At 61.2% G+C, this 17,613-nt stretch carries 17 protein-coding genes and 2 pseudogenes; 12 read left to right on the top strand and 7 right to left on the bottom strand.

Annotated elements, in window-relative coordinates:
• The first annotated feature begins 42 nt into the window (after positions 1 to 42).
• A complete protein-coding gene (locus AC4LE2_RS14735; RefSeq protein WP_491826467.1) occupies positions 43 to 1,605 on the top strand; it encodes an EAL domain-containing protein in 1,563 nt (520 codons plus the stop codon).
• Positions 1,606 to 1,621: 16 nt separating this feature from the next.
• Here the strand turns inward: AC4LE2_RS14735 and AC4LE2_RS14730 are convergent.
• Positions 1,622 to 2,056 (bottom strand): annotated as a pseudogene (locus AC4LE2_RS14730) (methyl-accepting chemotaxis protein); the annotation flags it as partial.
• Between the two features lie 99 nt (positions 2,057 to 2,155).
• Positions 2,156 to 2,932 (bottom strand): annotated as a pseudogene (locus AC4LE2_RS14725) (PAS domain-containing protein); the annotation flags it as partial.
• Between the two features lie 261 nt (positions 2,933 to 3,193).
• Here AC4LE2_RS14725 and AC4LE2_RS14720 point away from each other — a divergent pair.
• The 7 genes from AC4LE2_RS14720 (at position 3,194) to AC4LE2_RS14690 (ending at position 11,578) form a co-directional block, all read left to right on the top strand.
• Positions 3,194 to 4,195 (top strand): 2-keto-3-deoxygluconate permease, encoded by a 1,002-nt coding sequence (locus AC4LE2_RS14720; RefSeq protein ID WP_491826466.1) that lies wholly within the window; start codon positions 3,194 to 3,196, stop codon positions 4,193 to 4,195.
• Complete coding sequence (locus AC4LE2_RS14715; RefSeq protein ID WP_491826465.1) at positions 4,192 to 5,484, top strand: four-carbon acid sugar kinase family protein; 1,293 nt, start codon at positions 4,192 to 4,194, stop codon at positions 5,482 to 5,484. Before AC4LE2_RS14720 ends, AC4LE2_RS14715 begins: the two co-directional genes overlap by 4 nt.
• Positions 5,481 to 6,482 carry a 4-hydroxythreonine-4-phosphate dehydrogenase PdxA gene (pdxA, locus tag AC4LE2_RS14710; protein WP_491826464.1) on the top strand — a complete coding sequence of 334 codons (1,002 nt, stop codon included), beginning with the start codon at positions 5,481 to 5,483 and terminating at the stop codon, positions 6,480 to 6,482. Before AC4LE2_RS14715 ends, pdxA begins: the two co-directional genes overlap by 4 nt.
• 81 nt (positions 6,483 to 6,563) lie before the next feature.
• On the top strand, positions 6,564 to 7,493 hold the full coding sequence (locus AC4LE2_RS14705; protein ID WP_491826463.1) for a LysR family transcriptional regulator: 930 nt from the start codon (positions 6,564 to 6,566) through the stop codon (positions 7,491 to 7,493).
• Positions 7,494 to 7,627: 134 nt separating this feature from the next.
• The gene (gene tcuA, locus AC4LE2_RS14700; protein WP_491828145.1) at positions 7,628 to 9,082 is read left to right on the top strand and encodes an FAD-dependent tricarballylate dehydrogenase TcuA; all 1,455 of its coding nucleotides are present in this window, start codon (positions 7,628 to 7,630) and stop codon (positions 9,080 to 9,082) included.
• Positions 9,069 to 10,226, top strand: a complete 1,158-nt coding sequence (gene tcuB, locus AC4LE2_RS14695) for a tricarballylate utilization 4Fe-4S protein TcuB (protein WP_491826462.1) — start codon at positions 9,069 to 9,071, stop codon at positions 10,224 to 10,226. Before tcuA ends, tcuB begins: the two co-directional genes overlap by 14 nt.
• Positions 10,227 to 10,273: 47 nt before the next feature.
• Positions 10,274 to 11,578, top strand: a complete 1,305-nt coding sequence (locus tag AC4LE2_RS14690; protein WP_491826461.1) for an MFS transporter — start codon at positions 10,274 to 10,276, stop codon at positions 11,576 to 11,578.
• 49 nt (positions 11,579 to 11,627) lie between these two features.
• Here the strand turns inward: AC4LE2_RS14690 and AC4LE2_RS14685 are convergent, their stop codons facing one another.
• Both AC4LE2_RS14685 and AC4LE2_RS14680 read right to left on the bottom strand, forming a co-directional pair.
• Positions 11,628 to 11,999 carry a hypothetical protein gene (locus AC4LE2_RS14685; protein WP_491826460.1) on the bottom strand — a complete coding sequence of 124 codons (372 nt, stop codon included), beginning with the start codon at positions 11,997 to 11,999 and terminating at the stop codon, positions 11,628 to 11,630.
• Positions 12,000 to 12,337: 338 nt separating this feature from the next.
• On the bottom strand, positions 12,338 to 12,595 hold the full coding sequence (locus AC4LE2_RS14680) for an HP1242/YdcH family protein (RefSeq protein WP_491826459.1): 258 nt from the start codon (positions 12,593 to 12,595) through the stop codon (positions 12,338 to 12,340).
• Between the two features lie 181 nt (positions 12,596 to 12,776).
• On the opposite strand from AC4LE2_RS14680, the gene rnd reads away from it, so the two are divergent.
• From rnd to AC4LE2_RS14665, 3 genes are all read left to right on the top strand, one after another.
• On the top strand, positions 12,777 to 13,910 hold the full coding sequence (rnd, locus tag AC4LE2_RS14675) for a ribonuclease D (protein WP_491826458.1): 1,134 nt from the start codon (positions 12,777 to 12,779) through the stop codon (positions 13,908 to 13,910).
• Positions 13,907 to 14,200: a YcgL domain-containing protein gene (locus AC4LE2_RS14670; protein WP_491826457.1), complete on the top strand. Its 294-nt coding sequence runs from the start codon at positions 13,907 to 13,909 to the stop codon at positions 14,198 to 14,200. Before rnd ends, AC4LE2_RS14670 begins: the two co-directional genes overlap by 4 nt.
• Positions 14,201 to 14,303: 103 nt before the next feature.
• On the top strand, positions 14,304 to 15,236 hold the full coding sequence (locus tag AC4LE2_RS14665; protein WP_491826456.1) for a D-2-hydroxyacid dehydrogenase: 933 nt from the start codon (positions 14,304 to 14,306) through the stop codon (positions 15,234 to 15,236).
• 19 nt (positions 15,237 to 15,255) lie between these two features.
• Here the strand turns inward: AC4LE2_RS14665 and AC4LE2_RS14660 are convergent, their stop codons facing one another.
• Positions 15,256 to 15,852, bottom strand: a complete 597-nt coding sequence (locus AC4LE2_RS14660) for a nitroreductase family protein (protein WP_491826455.1) — start codon at positions 15,850 to 15,852, stop codon at positions 15,256 to 15,258.
• A gap of 174 nt (positions 15,853 to 16,026) precedes the next feature.
• Between AC4LE2_RS14660 and AC4LE2_RS14655 the strand changes: the two genes are divergently transcribed.
• Positions 16,027 to 16,476 carry a YcgN family cysteine cluster protein gene (locus tag AC4LE2_RS14655; protein WP_491826454.1) on the top strand — a complete coding sequence of 150 codons (450 nt, stop codon included), beginning with the start codon at positions 16,027 to 16,029 and terminating at the stop codon, positions 16,474 to 16,476.
• A 109-nt stretch (positions 16,477 to 16,585) separates the two neighbouring features.
• On the opposite strand, the gene AC4LE2_RS14650 is transcribed toward AC4LE2_RS14655, so the two are convergent.
• Positions 16,586 to 16,960 carry a DUF2892 domain-containing protein gene (locus AC4LE2_RS14650; protein WP_491826453.1) on the bottom strand — a complete coding sequence of 125 codons (375 nt, stop codon included), beginning with the start codon at positions 16,958 to 16,960 and terminating at the stop codon, positions 16,586 to 16,588.
• Positions 16,961 to 17,028: 68 nt separating this feature from the next.
• Complete coding sequence (locus AC4LE2_RS14645) at positions 17,029 to 17,499, bottom strand: RNA methyltransferase (RefSeq protein ID WP_491826452.1); 471 nt, start codon at positions 17,497 to 17,499, stop codon at positions 17,029 to 17,031.
• Positions 17,500 to 17,613: the final 114 nt, after the last annotated feature.

Genomic DNA, 17,613 nt, shown 5'->3' with positions numbered 1-17,613 from the left:
ACAACATGGGCTCACGCGGGTGACGCCTCAAGGAGCGAGCGGTTGGCCAGGTCTAAAATTATCGCGATAGCAGCCCTGCTCGGGGTATTCGGGGCTGTGGTGCCGGTGGGGTTGATGGCGTATGTGTCCTGGTCCAGGGCGCTGGCCAATGAGCAGTCGCATTTGCTCGCGTTCTCCCACCGCGCCCTGAAGAACGTAATGATTTCACTGGAGCAGGGGCGTACCGCGATCAACTCGCTGAGCGCCTGGAACGGCACCTTGTGCTCACCGGAGCACCTGATGGCGATGCGGCGAGTCACCCTTAACACCCGCTCGGTGGAGGAGGTCCGTTATCAGGGTAGCGAAGCCCAGTGCAGTTCGTGGGGCGTGGATACCGGTGACAACAATGACGTAAAGGCCGACGGCCCGCTGGACGGCGGTTTCGAACTTACCCTGCGGGCGGTGTCGCCGATACCGGGCGTTGACCCCCTGACCCTGCTCAGGCGCGGTGCGTATAGCGTAGTGATCAATACCAGTCGCTTGTCCGATGTGATACTTGATGAACGCCTGCACTTGGGCGTGCTCTATAAAGGCACCGTGGTCAGCAGCCTGCGGGTTAGGCGTACGGCGCTACAGTTCGATCGCCTCTCCGAACCTCAGGGCGAAGAGGGCGGTTACCTTTATGCCACTGCGAGAGAGGGTGACTGGACGGCCGTTGTAGTCGAGCCCACCAGCGCATTGGGCACCAGTTTTCGCCAAGAGCTGGTATGGATGCTGCCTATCGGCGTGATCCTTGGGCTGTTCATCGCCGCCTTGGTGACCAGGCTGCTGCAAAAAAGGCAGTCACCCTTGTCCGAGCTCAAGATAGCCGTAGCGCAGCGCGAGTTCGTGGTGTTTTACCAGCCCATCATGGCGCTGGGTTCGGGTGCCTGTGTAGGGGCCGAGGCCTTGGTGCGATGGGTGCGCCCAGATGGCAGCATGGTGTCGCCTGACCAGTTCATTCCGTTGGCCGAAGACAGCGGGCTTATCCTGGCGATCACCGACCAAGTGATCGAGGCGGTGGTACGAGATCTAGGCGAGGTTTTGGAGCAGCGCCGCGACTTGCACATCGCGATCAACCTGTGCGCCGACGACATCAAAACCGGCCGTTTCATGCCCGTCATCGAAGCGGCCCTCCGGCGTAGCCCCATCGACCACCACCAGATCTGGCTGGAGGCGACCGAGCGGGGGTTCATGGATGTCGATTCGGCCAGCAGTTGCCTTCAGAAGGCACAAGGCCTGGGCTTCAGCGTGGCAATCGATGACTTCGGCACGGGGTATTCCAGCCTGCAATACCTGCAGGACCTGCCGATCAATGTGCTCAAGATCGACAAAGCTTTTGTAGACACCATTGGCCTGTCATCGGCTTCAAGCTCCGTCATTACCCACATCATCGCCATGGCGAAAACCCTTGATCTGGCGATCGTTGCCGAGGGCGTGGAGACGCAGGAACAGGCGGCTTACCTGAAAGGGCAGGGCGTGGACTACGTGCAGGGGTGGCTGTATTGCAAAGCCATCCCGTCGCAGGAGTTCATCCGTTTCGTCACCGAGGCACGTACGCCCCAAGCATCCAGGGCTCAGGCCTGAACGCTGGCAGCGCGGGTTACAGTTGCTTGGCGAACTGCTCGACCGCACCCACCACCTTGCGTGCGCCGTTCTGGATCTCGACGATCACCGCACCGGCCTGCGTGGCCAGTTCGAGCCCCTGCTCGGCCTTGGCCCGGCTGCCGCCAATATGAGTCACGGCGTCATCCACTAAGGCCTGGTTTTTCTGCACCACGGCCACGATTTCTTCCGTCGCTGCGCTGGTACGTCCTGCCAGTTGACGCACTTCATCAGCCACCACCGCAAAGCCTCGGCCCTGTTCGCCGGCACGGGCCGCTTCGATGGCGGCGTTTAGGGCCAGCAGGTTGGTTTGCTGGGCGATGCCGCCGATGGTTTGAACGATCGAACTGATCAGCAGCGACTGCTCACCAAGCGCACCGATGCCCGTAGCCGCCGACGACATCTGCTCGGCGATGCTTTTCATGGTGGCAACGGTTTCGTGTACCACCTGCGCGCCTCGGTTGGCGGACACGTCGGTCTGTTGAGAGATGTCGTAAGCCGTGCCTGCGGCGGCGCTTACTTCCTGCTCGCGCTGAATCTGATCGGTAATCAGCGTGGCGAACTTCACGATCTTGTACAGCTTGCCTTGAGTGTCATGCACGGGGTTGTAGGTGGCTTCCAGCCACAGTTCGCGGCCCATGCTGTCGATGCGCTTGAACCGGTCCGCCATGAAGCCGCCTCGGTTCAGGGTTTCCCAGAAGCTGCGGTACGCCGGTGAGCTGGTGTAGGACGATTCACAGAACATGCTGTGGTGCTTGCCCACGATTTGCTGTAACGAATAGCCCACCGCCTTCAGGAAATGCTCATTCGCTGTCAGCACCTTGCCGTTGAGGTCGAATTCGATCACGGCCGTGGAGCGCAACAGCGCTTGTATCAGGGCTTCGTTTTCCTTGGCTGTGTCCATGGCTTTGGTCACGTCCGAGCCGTAGCAGGTCATGTGGGTCACCTGCCCACTGGCATCCTTGGTGGGGAACCAGGCGCCGCGTAGCCAGGCCAGCTTGCCATCAGGTTTCAGGAACCGGTAATCGTCCTGGGTCGTGGTGCCATTGGTCAGGGCTACATGGAAGTTCTTGAAGCAGGGCAGGTCTTTGACGTAAGGCGGGACGATGTCCGAGATCAGCCCGCCAACAAGCTTGTTTTCGTCCGTTTCGACGAATCGGCAGAACTTCGCATTGACGCTCGTGATGCGCATGGCGCGGTCGAGCGTCACGACCAGCAATTCACTGGCAAGCCCCGTCTGCAACGCCCGCAGGGTGGCGAGCTCCTGTTGCAAATCCAAAACGTCCTTTTTTAGCCGTGAGTTGAACATGGGGGTTACCAGTGAATGGGAGGGTGGTACTTGGGCTATCGACCACTGAGCGGAAAAACTTGAGGGGCGATGGTGCGCTTTACATGGGGTGGCGCGTTGCAGGCACAACGAGGTATCGATGCGAACAATAAAATGATTGTTATGCGCAAAATTTGCGAATAACATCTTTTATATGACTGAATCGATCAGTACCTTGATCGTTTTGATCAGGCTACTGCCAGTGGTCGTCGACCACATCCATAAAAATAAGGAGTGCCCGTGGTGCAGATTCCTATAAAGCGCAGCATTGAACGCGTCCCCGGCGGGATGATGATCGTGCCCTTGCTGATCGGTTCGTTGGTTGCCACCTTTTTGCCTGACATGCCGAAGTTCTTTGGCTCGTTCACCAACGCCCTGTTCACCGGGTCCTTGCCTATCCTGGCCGTGTTCTATGTGTGCATGGGCGCCAGTATCGATGTGAAAGCCACCCCGTATCTGCTGAAAAAGGGTGGGGTGCTGTTTGCCACCAAGGTCGGCACTGCCATGGTGATTGGCTTGGTGATGGGGCACTTCCTGGGAGAGCAGCCAATCAGCTCGGGTGTTTTTGCCGGGATTTCGACCCTGGCGGTGGTCGCGGCCTTGAACGACACCAACGGTGGCCTGTACATGGCGCTGATGGGCCAGTACGGCCGGTCTGAAGACGTAGGTGCTTACTCAGTGATGTCACTGGAATCCGGGCCATTCCTGACCATGATTACGCTAGGGGTGGCGGGCTTGGCTGCGTTCCCCTGGCCGACCTTGGTGGGGGCGATCCTGCCGCTACTGCTGGGCATGCTGCTGGGCAACCTGGACCGGGAAATGCGCGACTTTCTCGCCAAGGCGGTACCGGTGATGATCCCCTTCTTTGCTTTGGCGCTGGGTGCCAGTCTCGACCTGCATAAGGTATGGCAAGCGGGCCTGCTAGGCATCGGCCTGGGCGTGGCGGTTGTGGTGGTGACGGGTATTCCGCTGTTCCTCACCGACCGGCTGTCTGGGGGTACTGGTGTAGCCGGGGTGGCGGCGGCCAATACGGCAGGTAACGCCGCCGCAGTGCCTGCGCTGGTGGCAGCTGCCAACCCGGTATACACCGAGGCGGCGACCACGGCGACGTTATTGGTGGCTGCCTGTGTGGTGGTCACGGCGGTGCTGTCGCCGGTGGTCACTTCGATGGTGGCCAAGCGGTACAACGCCCGTCATGGCTTGCCAGCGGCGGGAACGGTGCCAGAGCGGGAGATAATCCGATGAGTTTGCTGATCATCGCGGACGATTTGTCAGGGGCCGCAGACTGCGCCATCGCGTTCGCCAGTAACGGGCTACGTACCGTGGTGGCATTGGACGCTGCCCAAGACACGGGCGATGCCCAGGTGATCGCCATCGACACCGATACTCGACGGCTGTCTTGCGAAGAAGCAGCCCAGAGGGCAATCGAGGTGTGCCAGGGGTTACTTGAGGGCGAGCGGCGCCTGTACAAAAAGATCGACTCCACCTTACGTGGCAATTGGGCGGCGGAAGTGGCTGCGTTGCAGCCCTTGGCCGGGCTGGCAATCGTTGCGCCAGCCTTCCCAGCCACTGGCCGTACCACCCTGAAAGGCAAGGTGTTGGTGAACGGCCAGGCTTTGGAAACCACGGACACCTGGAAGCTTGAACACGCTGACCACTGCGCCGACCTGGATGCAATGCTTGAATCGGCAGGTTTGCGCGTGTGCAAATTGCCGTTGACGCTACTGCGTGGCGGTCTGCAGGCGCTGACCGCGCACATCGCCAGCCTCGTCAAAGGCGATTGCCAGGCGGTGATCGTTGATGCCGAGACCACTGACGACCTGCGTACCCTGGCGCAAGTGACCGCGCCACTGGGCGAGCAGCTGTTTTGGGTGGGTTCTGGTGGGCTTGCGAGAGAAATTGCGTTGCTGCCAGAGGTACTGGCGACCGTCACACCTGTTGAAGCCACTGCACCGCCTACGCACAGCCCTGTTCTAGTGCTGGTGGGTAGCTTGTCGGCCGTGTCAGAACGGCAATGTTCACTGCTCAAGGCGCGTTCGGGTATTCAGGAGTTGATGGTTGAGCCTGCCGTGCTGCGCCAGGGCGAACGCCACCCACAGTGGGCGCAGTGGCAACAACGTATTGGCGAATGCCTTGGCCGCAAAGAAGATGTACTTCTGCGCATTGGTCGCGACGAGGCCTTCGATGCGGCCGAAGGGGCACTGCTCTCCAACGCCCTGGCTGAACTGGTGCGCCCGCACTTCCCTCGTGTGGGTGGGCTGGTTGCCACCGGTGGCGAAACGGCGCGGGCCATGTTGGGCGCGGTGGGTATCGGCGGCTTGGCGCTGCGCTGTGAAATCGAAGCGGGCGTGGCCTTAGGGTCCCCGGTCTCTTGCCATGAAGGCCATCAGCCAGGCGTGATCACCAAGGCAGGCGCCTTTGGGACCGATCATGCGCTGTACGCCTCATGGCTCCATTTACGCAATGTCGTTGAACCGGTGACCCCGGCCAGCGGCGCTGTCTCTCTTTCTGTGCAACAGGGTGAACATTCATGAGCAATTACCTTCCGGTTATCGGCATCACGATGGGCGACGCCGCAGGCGTGGGTCCGGAAGTCATCGTAAAGAGCCTGACCCACGACAGCGTGTACCAACAGTGCCGGCCACTGGTGATCGGCGATGCCCGGCGCCTGGAACAGGCCAATGTCATCGTCAAGGGTAGCGCGAAGATTCGCCGCATCACCGAGGCCGATCAGGCCTTGTATGAGCCTGGCACCATCGACTGTATCGACCTGGACCTGATTCCAGACGACCTGCCGTTCGGCCAGTTATCGCCGGTTGCCGGGAACGCCGCGTACCGCTACATCGCACGGGCGGTAGAGTTGGCCGAGGCCAAGCAGATCGATGCCATTTGCACCGCGCCACTGAACAAGGAAGCGCTGCATGCGGGCGGACACAAGTACCCGGGCCATACCGAGATGCTGGCGCACCTGACCCACGTGGAAGAGGTGTCGATGATGCTGGTGGCGCCACAGCTGCGCGTGATCCACGTTACTACTCACATGGGCATCATTGACGCCATCCGCAAGATCGAGCCGGGCCTGGTACAGCGCACCATCGAGCGCGGCAACGCCACCTTGATCAAGGCAGGTATCGCCAAGCCGCGTATCGGGGTGTGCGGCATCAACCCCCATGCCGGCGAAAACGGCCTGTTTGGCTACGGTGAAGAAGAAGAGAAAATCATCCCTGCCGTGAAGGTGTTGCAGGAGCAAGGCTTGGACGTTACCGGCCCATTGCCAGCCGATACCTTGTTCTTCCGCGCCGGGCGGGGCGATTTCGACCTGGTCGTTGCCATGTACCACGACCAAGGCCACGGCCCTGTGAAGGTACTTGGGCTGGAGTCTGGCGTAAACGTGACCGTTGGGCTGGAGGTGATTCGTACGTCGGTGGACCACGGCACGGCCTTCGATATCGCTGGCAAGGGCATCGCTGACGAGCGCAGCCTGCTTGAGGCACTGCGTCAGGGCGCAGAGCTGGCCACGCGTCGGGCCTGACCCGCTCGCGAGGCTGGCGTAGCCGTGGTGGTGTAGCGCCAGGGGATGCAACAATGCAGGCCTGACCCCGAGGTGCCCTCAATGGAACTGCGCCAACTTCGTTATTTCGTGAAGATCGTAGAGGTAGGTAGCCTGGGCCGTGCGGCCCTGGCTCTGGACGTAGGCGTCTCGGCCCTGAGCCAGCAGGTCGCCAAGCTGGAAGGCGAGTTGGCCACGCGCCTGCTCACCCGCGCCAGCACAGGGGTTACCCCTACCAGTGCGGGGCTGGCGTTCCTGCACCACGCCCAGCTCACCTTGCGCCAAGCGGATAACGCCGTGCTGGCCGCCCACCGCGGGCGCATGAGCGGCTATGTCAGCGTAGGCTTGCCGCCTACTACAGCCACGGTGTTGGCGCTGCCCCTGATCAACGCCATGCGCGAGCGCTACCCGGATATCCAGCTGCGTATCGTGGAGATGCTCTCCGGGCACCTGGCCGCCCAGCTCAATGCCCGCCAACTGGACATGGCTATCCTCTTTCATCTGGATAGCGGTAAGCGCTGGCGCGTGACGGCGTTGCTGGACGAAAACCTTTTCGTAATTGCCGCACCTACCCTGGCAGGCGCGCCCACCGGCGAGCGCATCGCATTGTCGGCGCTGGGCGACTTGCCTCTGGTATTGCCCAGTGCCCAGCATGGCTTGCGGGCGTCCCTGACCACCGCCTTCGAGCGCTCAGGCGTGGTGCCAAACGTAGTCATGGAGGTGGACGGCCTGGCCGTGTTGATGAACGCCGTGCGAGCAGGGCATGCCGCCACCATTCAGCCAGGCGCGGCGGCGGGCTTGTCAGGAGGCTCTGAATTAACCCTGGTGCAGATCGCGGATGCGCACGCCGGGCGACGTAATCACTTGGCTACCTTGGCAGATGACGAGCTGTCCCCAGCCGCGCTGGCGACCCGTAATGTGATAACCGACGTGGCGCGGCAGTTGGTAATCACGCAGCAATGGCCTGGCGCTCGCTGGATTGGCGATGCCTGAGCAGCACCATACCCTTTAGCAAAACTGAACACCCCTCGCCTGTTTGCGCCTTTCGGCCTCCCGGCCGGTTACCTACTCTACGGCCTGCGTTGGCCGCCCGTGTCCATGACAGCCAGCGCCTGGAGGAGCAGGTGATGGTGGATGTGTTAGTGATAGGGGGTGGCAACGCTGCCTTGTGCGCTGCATTGATGGCGCGTGAGGCAGGGGCCAGCGTGATGCTGCTGGAGGGCTCGCCCAAAGTGTGGCGAGGGGGCAATTCGCAGCACACGCGTAACCTGCGCTGCATGCACGATGCGCCTCAGGATGTATTGATCGAGGCATACCCCGAAGAAGAGTACTGGCAGGACCTGCTGAAGGTCACCGGGGGGCTGACGAACGAAGCCCTCGCCCGGCTGACCATACGAGCGTCGTCATGCTGCCGGGACTGGATGCGCAGCCATGGCGTGCATTTTCAGCCACCGCTGTCTGGCGCACTGCACGTGGCCCGCACCAATGCATTCTTCATGGGCGGCGGCAAGGCCTTGGTCAACGCCTACTTCCGTAGCGCCGAGCGCCTGGGTATTGAGGTGCGGTACAACGCCATGGTCACCGACCTTGAGCTGCGCGACGGTGAATTCCTGGCAGCCCTGCTGCCGGCCCGTGAGGTCGATGGCCAGCAGGTCCCGGCTGAGCGCATTGAGGCCCGCACCTGTGTGCTGGCCTGCGGCGGGTTCGAGTCCAACCGCGAATGGCTGCGCGAGGCCTGGGGCCAGAACGAGCGGGGCGAATGGCCATCGGATAATTTCCTGATCCGAGGCACGCGCTTCAATACCGGCACCTTGCTGCGGCGGATGATCGATGCAGGTGCAGACATGATTGGCGACCCTACCCAGGCCCACATGGTTGCCATCGATGCCCGGGCACCGTTGTACGACGGTGGCATCTGTACGCGCATCGACTGCGTGTCACTGGGCGTGGTGGTGAACCGTGACGGCGAGCGCTTCTACGACGAGGGCGAAGATTTCTGGCCCAAGCGCTATGCGATCTGGGGGCGGCTGGTCGCCGGCCAGCCTGGGCAGCAGGCGTATTCGATCATCGACCAACACGCCATTGGCCGCTTTATGCCACCGGTGTTTCCAGGCACTCAGGCCAGTAACCTCACAGAGCTGGCTCGCAAACTGGGCCTGCCTGAAGGCGCCTTTGTGGCCACGGTCGAGGCGTACAACCGTGCTTGCATCGCAGGCACGTTCGACCACACGGCACTGGACAACTGCCACACCGAAGGGCTCACCCCGGCGAAAACCCACTGGGCACTGCCCATCGCCAAACCACCGTTCTATGCCTACCCGCTCAAACCGGGGGTGACCTTCACCTACCTGGGCCTGGCCACAGACGAGAGCGCCGCAGTGCGCTTCAACGGCAAGGCCAGCCCTAATCTGTTCGTGGCCGGGGAGATGATGGCGGGCAACGTGCTTGGCAAGGGCTATACCGCCGGCATCGGCATGGCCATCGGTACTGCCTTCGGCCGGATCGCGGGCGTGCAGGCCGCCGCTGCCGCAGGTTTTGCGACCACTACCCCTTTCTTGGAGCCTCAGCATGCAACTGTTTGACCCCCAGGCGCCGGGCGAGCTGATTCCAGTGCTTAACCTGCATGAGCAGGACGCCCAACGGCAATTGACCATCTGCAACGCATGCCGTTATTGCGAAGGCTTCTGCGCGGTGTTTCCGGCGATGACGCGGCGGCTGGAGTTCGCTCAGGCGGATATCCACTACTTGGCGAACCTGTGCCATAACTGCGGGGCCTGCCTGACGTCCTGCCAATACGCCGCGCCTCATGAATTTGCTGTCAACGTGCCTCAGGCCATGGCCAAGGTGCGCCTGGACACCTACGTGGAGTACGCCTGGCCCAAGCCCCTCGGGCGGCTATATCACCACAATGGCCTGACCCTGGCCCTGGCCAGTGGTGCCGGCCTGGCGTTATGCCTGTGCCTGGCGCTGTGGATGGCGGGCAACCTGTTCACGCCGGTGGAGGGGGGCAATTTCTACCGTTTCTTCCCTCATAACACGTTGGCGTTGATGTTCGGCGCAGTGTTTGCCTTCTCTGGTGTCGCGCTGGCGATTGGGGTGCGGCGCTTCTGGCAGCAGGTGACGCCACCACAGGCGCCGGCCTTCACCCAGCGGGCGGCCGCGCTTGAGGCGGGTGCCAGCGCGGCCAAGCTCAGGTACCTGGGTGGGGGGCACGGCGAAGGCTGCACCAACCATGATGACCGCTTCACCCTGTGGCGCCGGCGCTTTCATCACTTGACCTTCTACGGCTTCATGCTGTGCTTCGCCGCCACCTGCGTAGCCACGCTGTACCACTACGTGCTGGAGTGGTCGGCGCCGTACCCATTGTTCAGCCTTCCGGTGATGCTGGGCGTAGTAGGGGGGATTGGCCTGCTCATTGGCCCCACGGGTTTGCTGTGGCTCAACCTGCGGCGCAATCCCGAGCAGGGCGACCTGGCCCAGCGCCCCATGGACCGAGGGTTCATCGCCCTGCTGTTAACCGTAAGCCTCAGCGGCCTGGCTTTACTGGCGCTCCGTGACACCACCTGGCTGGGGTTCACCCTGGCGGTACACCTGGGCCTGGTGATGGCGTTTTTCCTGACCATGCCCTACAGCAAGTTCGCCCATGGCGTGTTTCGTAGCGCCGCGCTGTGGAAATACGCCATCGAAAAACGCCAGCCTAACCCTATCAATGCCGGCGGCGAGTAAGCCTGCAAGGCCACATTCCAAAAACAATAGCGAGTGCCTGATTAACCATGACTTCACTACACCCAGCTTCACCGCCCAACCGTGGCGCTACCGTTGCCGCCATCCTGCGGGTGACCAGCGGCAACTTCCTTGAGCAGTTCGATTTTTTTCTGTTCGGCTTCTATGCCACGTACATCGCTCAGACGTTCTTTCCCAGCACCAGCGAATTCGCTTCGTTGATGATGACCTTTGCCGTGTTCGGTTCTGGGTTCTTGATGCGCCCGCTCGGGGCTATCGTGCTGGGCGCCTACATCGACAAGGTCGGGCGTCGCAAAGGCTTGATCGTGACCTTGGGGATCATGGCCTGCGGTACCGTATTAATTGCGCTGGTGCCTGGCTATGCCAGCATCGGCGTCGCTGCGCCAGCGCTGGTGCTGCTAGGGCGCTTGCTGCAAGGGTTTTCAGCAGGCGCAGAGCTGGGGGGCGTGTCAGTGTATCTGGCCGAGATCGCAACGCCAGGGCGTACTGGGCTCTATACCAGCTGGCAGTCGGCTAGCCAGCAGATCGCGATCATTCTGGCCGCAGCCCTTTGGTACGGCATCAACACCTGGCTCACCACCACCGAGATCGCCGCGTGGGGCTGGCGCGTACCCTTCTTCGTGGGCTGCGTGATCATTCCCTTCATCTTCGTGATCCGCCGGTCCCTTCAAGAAACTGAAGCGTTCAAGGCGCGTACCCATCGGCCTTCCACCTCGGAGGTGTTCCGGTCTATGCGGCAAAACTGGCGTACCGTGCTGGCCGGTGGCCTGCTGGCCTCAATGACCACCACCACGTTTTACCTGATCACGGTCTACACCCCAACGTTTGGCAGGTCTGTGCTGCATTTGACCACTACCGATAGCCTGATGGTGACGCTGCTGGTAGGCCTGAGCAATTTCATCTGGCTGCCAATTGGCGGCGCCGTGTCTGACCGGCTGGGCCGTCGGCCTTCATTGCTCGGCATTTCCGTACTGTGCATTGCCACTGCTTACCCGGCGATGCATTGGTTGGCCGAGGCCGCCAGCTTCGAGCGCTTGCTAGTGGTGCTGCTGTACTTTTCGTTCTTCTTCGGAATGTACAACGGCGCCATGGTGGCGGCCTTGACCGAAGTGATGCCGCAGGAGGTGAGGGTGGTCGGCTTCTCTCTGGCTTTCAGCCTGGCCACTGCCTTGTTCGGCGGCTTTACGCCGGCGGTGTCGACCTACTTGGTACAAACCACGGGTGATAAGGCCTCGCCCGCCTATTGGCTGATGTTCGCAGCCTTATGCGGATTCAGCGCGACCCTGGCGTTGTATAGGCGCAAGCAGGTAGCGGCCCATGTGGTTCATCCTTGAACGCGGCAGAGTGATCGTAGCCTTGAACGGGGCGTAAGCGCTAAAACCCTTATTGGGCAACCACGGTGCCAGGGAAGGGCACCACTGAGGCGTTGACCGTCACCTGTGGGTCTCGTGCTCGCACGGTGGCGCTGGCACTGGCGCCTTCGTACTGTACTGGCTGCCAGATACGGTAAGCCTGGCCAGGTTCCAAGTCGGGTACCTCTACGGTTTCCCGGGCGACTACTTTGTCCTGTCGGCTAACTTCCAGGTCGATGTAGCCGCCTTTGACGGTATCTTCGCTCTCGTTCACCACAGTGCCGACGATATTGGTGAGGTGGCCGGTGTCTACCAACCGAACATTGCGAACTTTGAGGTCAGTGGCCAATGCCGGGGCTGCCATCAGGCTAGCCAGCACTAATGCGATCACTTGGTTCTTCACGCCGTGTACTCCATGGGTCTAGGTAGCAGGGAGGATACCGGGCCATGTGAACGCTGGGATGGGTTTTTTGACGGAATCTGAAAAATTTGTGAAGTCTGTAGAAAAAAGTCAATAAATTGTCGATCTACCCTGTTTGAATGCTGTCAAATTGCAATCACATCCTAAGTCTTAGTTAGAGCGCGTCTTGAAGGGGCGACTCCCCTTTTGTGGGAAGCGGGCGCGTCAGCTCGCTAAGGGGGTCTACCTCACTGCCTCTTTCGGTTACAGGGGAATGTGATCAGTAAAGGAGGGATACAGGGAGGGGCCGCCTTGGCATAGGCCAAGACGGCATCAGAACGTTAGAACGTTTTAGCAGCGCCTTGAGTACCGGGGTTTTCGATAGCCTGCACGATCCTCTCTTTAATCGCACCGCGCTTTTTCTTCAGTTGAGTGACTTCGTCGTCCTCCGCTGAGCGCCCTTCTGCATCCACCACATCACGGTCGATGCTTTCATATTGTTCGACCAGGCTTGAGAGGCGCTTGTCGTTCTCTTGCAATTTGGTGAGTTCTTCCTTGGTCTTGCCAAGGTCGGCGTACAAATCGTGTTTTACGGGCATCACTTCACCTCGCGGCTGGTGGTTTAAAAACGCTATACAACAGTTAGCCTAGCCTTCGACCCCCTCATCCTCAGGATTCGTTCCCCTAAAATAAACCTGCCTTGATCGCTGGTCCGGCCTGACTGCTCCCACACGCTGGCCGGGCGACGGTATACTGCCAGCATTGTTCGAGGAGAGGCCTGTGGCCATAGCGATAGAGTGGATTCGTGACGACCAAGCCCTGGCGGCGCAATGTGCCCAGTGGCAAGGCTTGCCCTTCATAGCGCTGGATACCGAATTCGTGCGGGTAGACACCTTCTACCCCAAGGTTGGGCTGTTGCAGGTCAGTGATGGCCAAACTGTAGCGCTTATCGACCCATTGAGCATTCAGGCGTGGGGCCCGTTGGCCGCCTTGCTCGCAGATCCAGGGGTGGTCAAGGTGCTGCACGCGTGCAGTGAAGACCTTGAAGTACTCTCGCGCCTCACCGGCCAACTGCCTACGCCCTTGTTCGATACTCAAGTAGCGGCAGCCTACCTGGGCCTGGGGTTCAGCATGGGCTATTCGCGGTTGGTACAGGCGGTGCTAAACATTGAGTTGCCCAAGGGTGAAACCCGTTCCGATTGGCTTCAGCGGCCCCTGTCTGACCTGCAAGTGAGCTATGCCGCTGAAGACGCGCTGCACTTGGCGCAGGTGTACCAGGCACTCAGGCCTCGGTTGAGTGAGGAACGCTTCAGTTGGGTGATCGACGATGGCCACGAGCTGACCACGCAGTGGGACCGCGACGTTGACCCCCGTCTTCTTTACCGTGATGCGCGGTTGGGCTGGAAGCTCAGCCGTGGGCAGTTGGCGGTGCTGCGTGAGCTGTATGCCTGGCGTGAAGAGCAGGCGCGCCTGCGCGATGTGCCACGCAACCGTGTTATCAAGGAGCAAACCCTGTGGCCGCTGGCCCGTTTTCAGCCGAACAACCTGTCTGCCCTGGCTAAAGTGGATGAAATGCACCCGCGTACCGTCCGCCAGGACGGCGAGACCTTGCTGGAGCTGATCAAGCAGGCGTCGCACATGCCTGAAGCCGATTGGCCCGAACCCCTGCCTGAGCCTTTGCCCATAGACGCTGCCGGTGTGCTCAAGCAGCTGCGCGCCGTGGGCCAGGGCCATGCCGAACAGCTGGGCATTGCCCCTGAGCTGGTGTTGCGCAAAAAAGTGCTGGAAGCCCTGTTGCGCAGCGGCTATCCCAATGGGCCCTATAGCCTTCCCGATACCCTGCGCGGTTGGCGCCGCGAGCACTTAGGCCAGGTGTTGCTTGACACCCTGACCGCTGGAGGCCAGCAGCCGTGAAGTACATTTGCTCGATCTACCGTAGCCCCAAAAAGAACGAGATGTACCTGTACGTGCTTAAAAGCGAGGCGTTGTCACGGGTGCCCGAGGCCCTGCTCACAGCCTTTGGCACCCCGCATCATGCGTTCGACCTGGTGCTGACCGCACAGCGTGAGCTTGCCCGCGAGGACATCCACAAGGTGCTGGAAAACCTGAGCAGCCAAGGCTATCACCTGCAAATGCCGCCTCCGGAAGCCGAGTACATCGAACACCTGCCCGAAGAGTTGTTGCGTCGCAACGACCCGATGTGACCAGTACGGGCCTCGCCAGCAACCCTTTGAAGGTTTCACCCTGTTACCTGCGAAGCCTGGTTAAGCTGCTGGCGTTGCCCTATCAAACGTTTAAGGTTCATTCATGCGTGTGCTTATTGCGGAGCAGGCGTTCGCTGCCTACGCCGCCCACCTTGACCGCAAGGCCCCCGGCTTGCGGGTTTACACCAGCGACGATTCTGCCGAGCTGTCGCGTCAGGCCGCAGAGTGTGAGGTCTGGTTCGGTCAGCCCGACCTGCTGGCCAGCCTGCTGCGCCAAGGCCATCGCCCGCGCTGGGTGCAGGCCACCTGGGCAGGCATTACCCCGCTGCTGGGTATCGGCTTACCCCGTGATTATCAGCTCACACGTGCGGTGGGCATTTTTGGTCAGGTCATGGCGGAATACGTGCTCACTTATGTGCTGGGCCATGAGCGCAAGGTAATGTCGCGCCTCGTCAGTCAAGTGGAGCGGCAGTGGGACACGCGGCCCGCTGGCAGTATTGCCGGGCGCAAAGCACTGATCGTCGGAGTAGGGGATATCGGCCGTTGTGTGGCCCAGTACCTGTCTTTGTTCGGCGTAGAGGTGTATGGCGTGGCCACCGCTGCTCGGGAACAGGCGCCGTTCAAAGAGGTTGCAGGCCTCAATGACCTGCCACGGCTGGTGGCCCAGGTTGACTACGTGATTAACCTGCTACCGGATACCCACCCCACCCGGGACCTGTTCGATGGCCAACTGTTTGCCGCGTTCAAGCCGGACGCAGTGTTCATCAATGTTGGTCGCGGCAGCGCGGTGGTAGACGCCGACCTGGTCAAGGCGTTGAAAGAAGGGCACCTGGCCGGCGCGGTGATTGATGTGTGCCGCCAGGAGCCGTTACCCCGGCAGCACCCGTTCTGGACAGCGTGGGGGCTGCTGATTACAGGTCATACCGCCGCGCCCACGTCACCGGCGCTGATGGCTGATCTGTTTTTGAGTAACCTGGCGGCCTTCGAGGCGGGCGAGCCCTTGAAAGGGCTCGTGGACTTCAACCGCGGTTACTGACCTCACTGCCCTCGGCAGGTCAGTTGAAGTCAAAGTCCCCACCCTTGGCCAATTCACTCACCTGCCGGCGCGGGCTTGGCGTTTCGCGTGCCTGCAGGTACTCGGCCAGTGTCGCCTTGTCGCCCAGCCGGCCCACCGCCACCGCGGCATGAAGGGCGTAGAGGTCGGGTATGCCCAGGGTTTCACGCGTCTTGGCTTGGTCGAACCCTGCCATGGCGTGGGTGTGCCAACCGCTCAGGCTGGCCTGGAGCGCGAAGTACGCCCAGGCCGAGCCCGTGTCGAAGGTGTGCCACAAGGCCGGTCCTTCCTCGGCGGCGCCAGGCGCGGTAAAGGTGGTTTTCGACACGATGATCACCAGCGCAGAGGCGTGCTGGGCCCAGCCCCGGTTGAATTCATTGAGCAGGCCTAGAAACCGCGGCCAGTCTGCCGTGTCCCGGCGCGCGTAAAGAAACCGCCAGGGCTGTGAGTTGTAGGCAGAAGGCGCCCAGCGTGCGGCTTCGAAGAAGCTGAGCAACGTAGGCTCATCGATAGGTTGGGGGCTGAAGGCGCGTGGTGACCAGCGGTCCAGAAACTGTTCAGCGACGGGGTATTCGGCAACACGGGCGGTGTCGGGCATGGCGCAATGTCCTGGCGGGGAAAATCGCACGCTACTCAACCCAGGCAATACTGGCAAGCACGGCCGTTCGGTCAATCCAGTAATGTTCGGGCTTGGCCTTCATGGCGGCGGGTACTAGACTTGCGCCGCTTTGCGCCGGTGTCCCATCGGCCTGCTTTCGTCTCAGGAACACCCATGGCTGCAAAAGTAGAACCCTTCTGGATGCGCAAGACCCTCGACCAGCTAGACGCCGCCGAATGGGAGTCGCTGTGCGACGGCTGCGGGCTATGCTGCCTGCAGAAACTGGAAGATGAAGACGACGGCAGCGTGTACTACACCCGCATTGCCTGTCGCCTGCTAGACCGAGACACGTGCCGCTGCTCGGATTATCCAAACCGCCGTGCCCATGTGCCCGATTGCATCCAGCTTACCCCCGACCAGGCTCACACCTTCAACTGGCTTCCACCCACCTGCGCGTACCGCCTGGTAGGCGAAGGCAAGGACCTGCCGTTATGGCATTACCTGGTGTGTGGGGACGTGGAGCAGGTACACAAGCAGCGCGTATCCCAGGCTGGGCGCATGCTAAGTGAAGACAGCGTAGCGCCCGACGACTGGGAAGAGCATCTGATTTTCAGGGCAGGCTAGGCGGCGCCTCAGACTTCGCCAACTGGCGTTGGCTCCTACACTCACCTTATTGCCGGTTATGGTAGGAGCCAACGCTCGTTGGCGAAAGGCGGTTACACCGGTGTGCGAATTAGGCCTTCGGGCTATCCAGCGCATCGTTGCCAGTGACGGTAGCGGAATGCGTAGCCGCTTCGGCATTGGTTTTTAGCGCGTTGAGCTTGTCACCGGCGCGGTCTACCGTGCCACGCAGCTCATCAAGTTCTTCGCGGCCCTTGGCCAACAGCGTCTTGGTCTTGCTACGGCCGGTAAAGCCACGGGTCAGCGCGACGCCGCCCAACGCGATCTGAATCAGGCCAAACAGGCCGCCACGGCGAATCCCCTTGCCGACCAATACCAGGCCGCCGGCCAGCGAGCCTGCGCGCTCCCATCCATGTACGTTGGTGTCGGCAGTAGAGGGGACAGAGGGCAGGGCGTCGATCACTTCGCTGATAGGGTCTTTGTTCATTGTGGCGTCTCCGTTGCGTAATGGGTTTGGCTCAATAAGCTGACTCCGAAACGCGACGGCTGTTCCACTTACTTGAAGCCTGGCCCTGAACGGGTGTTGGTTCCCTTGGCCAACCGGTCGTACAGCACGACGTTTACCGTGGCTGCCAGGTTCATGCAGCCTTGGGTCGGGATATAAATGGTTTCCTCACACCACTGCCGTAGATCTTCGTCGAGGCTGCCGTCTTCCGGGCCGAAGATATACAAGGCGCGGTCTGGGTGAGTGTAGGCGGGCAAGGGGCGGGCATCAGGCACCAGCTCGACGGCCACGGCAATACAGTCCAGCGGGAGAATGCCGCGCAGGTCCTCCACGCCTATCAGAGGAATGTCGTAGTGCACACGCTTGGTGTCGGTAATGAAGTCTCGGGCGCGCGCGTAACGCCGGCCGGTATAGAACACGGAGTTCACGCCATAGCACCCTGCAGCGCGCATCACCGAGCCTACGTTTTCGGGGGACTTCGGGTTCTGTAGCCCGATGCAACTGTATCGCTTGTTCGCCACCACCGGCCCCCTGTGGGTAAAGCGCGCGATTATCCAAGGCCATGCCACCGGGGGCAAGCACGTAGCGCTTGCTACCGCATCAAAGCAGCGCTAGCGTGTGCGGGCCCCCGCAAC

It is taken from the genome of Pseudomonas sp. 9.3L (assembly GCF_058536285.1).
Note: the sequence above shows the minus strand (reverse complement) of the source record. Positions and strands in the feature narration are given on the sequence as shown.

What these genes read in the sequence shown, in the direction of transcription:
- AC4LE2_RS14715 (WP_491826465.1), top strand. Translation starts at nt 4,192, where the DNA reads ATGAGTTTGCTGATCATCGCGGACGATTTGTCAGGGGCCGCAGACTGC.
- pdxA (WP_491826464.1), top strand. Translation starts at nt 5,481, where the DNA reads ATGAGCAATTACCTTCCGGTTATCGGCATCACGATGGGCGACGCCGCA.
- AC4LE2_RS14705 (WP_491826463.1), top strand. Translation starts at nt 6,564, where the DNA reads ATGGAACTGCGCCAACTTCGTTATTTCGTGAAGATCGTAGAGGTAGGT.
- tcuA (WP_491828145.1), top strand. Translation starts at nt 7,628, where the DNA reads ATGGTGGATGTGTTAGTGATAGGGGGTGGCAACGCTGCCTTGTGCGCT.
- tcuB (WP_491826462.1), top strand. Translation starts at nt 9,069, where the DNA reads ATGCAACTGTTTGACCCCCAGGCGCCGGGCGAGCTGATTCCAGTGCTT.
- AC4LE2_RS14690 (WP_491826461.1), top strand. Translation starts at nt 10,274, where the DNA reads ATGACTTCACTACACCCAGCTTCACCGCCCAACCGTGGCGCTACCGTT.
- AC4LE2_RS14680 (WP_491826459.1), bottom strand. Translation starts at nt 12,595, where the DNA reads ATGCCCGTAAAACACGATTTGTACGCCGACCTTGGCAAGACCAAGGAA.
- AC4LE2_RS14665 (WP_491826456.1), top strand. Translation starts at nt 14,304, where the DNA reads ATGCGTGTGCTTATTGCGGAGCAGGCGTTCGCTGCCTACGCCGCCCAC.
- AC4LE2_RS14660 (WP_491826455.1), bottom strand. Translation starts at nt 15,852, where the DNA reads ATGCCCGACACCGCCCGTGTTGCCGAATACCCCGTCGCTGAACAGTTT.
- AC4LE2_RS14655 (WP_491826454.1), top strand. Translation starts at nt 16,027, where the DNA reads ATGGCTGCAAAAGTAGAACCCTTCTGGATGCGCAAGACCCTCGACCAG.
- AC4LE2_RS14650 (WP_491826453.1), bottom strand. Translation starts at nt 16,960, where the DNA reads ATGAACAAAGACCCTATCAGCGAAGTGATCGACGCCCTGCCCTCTGTC.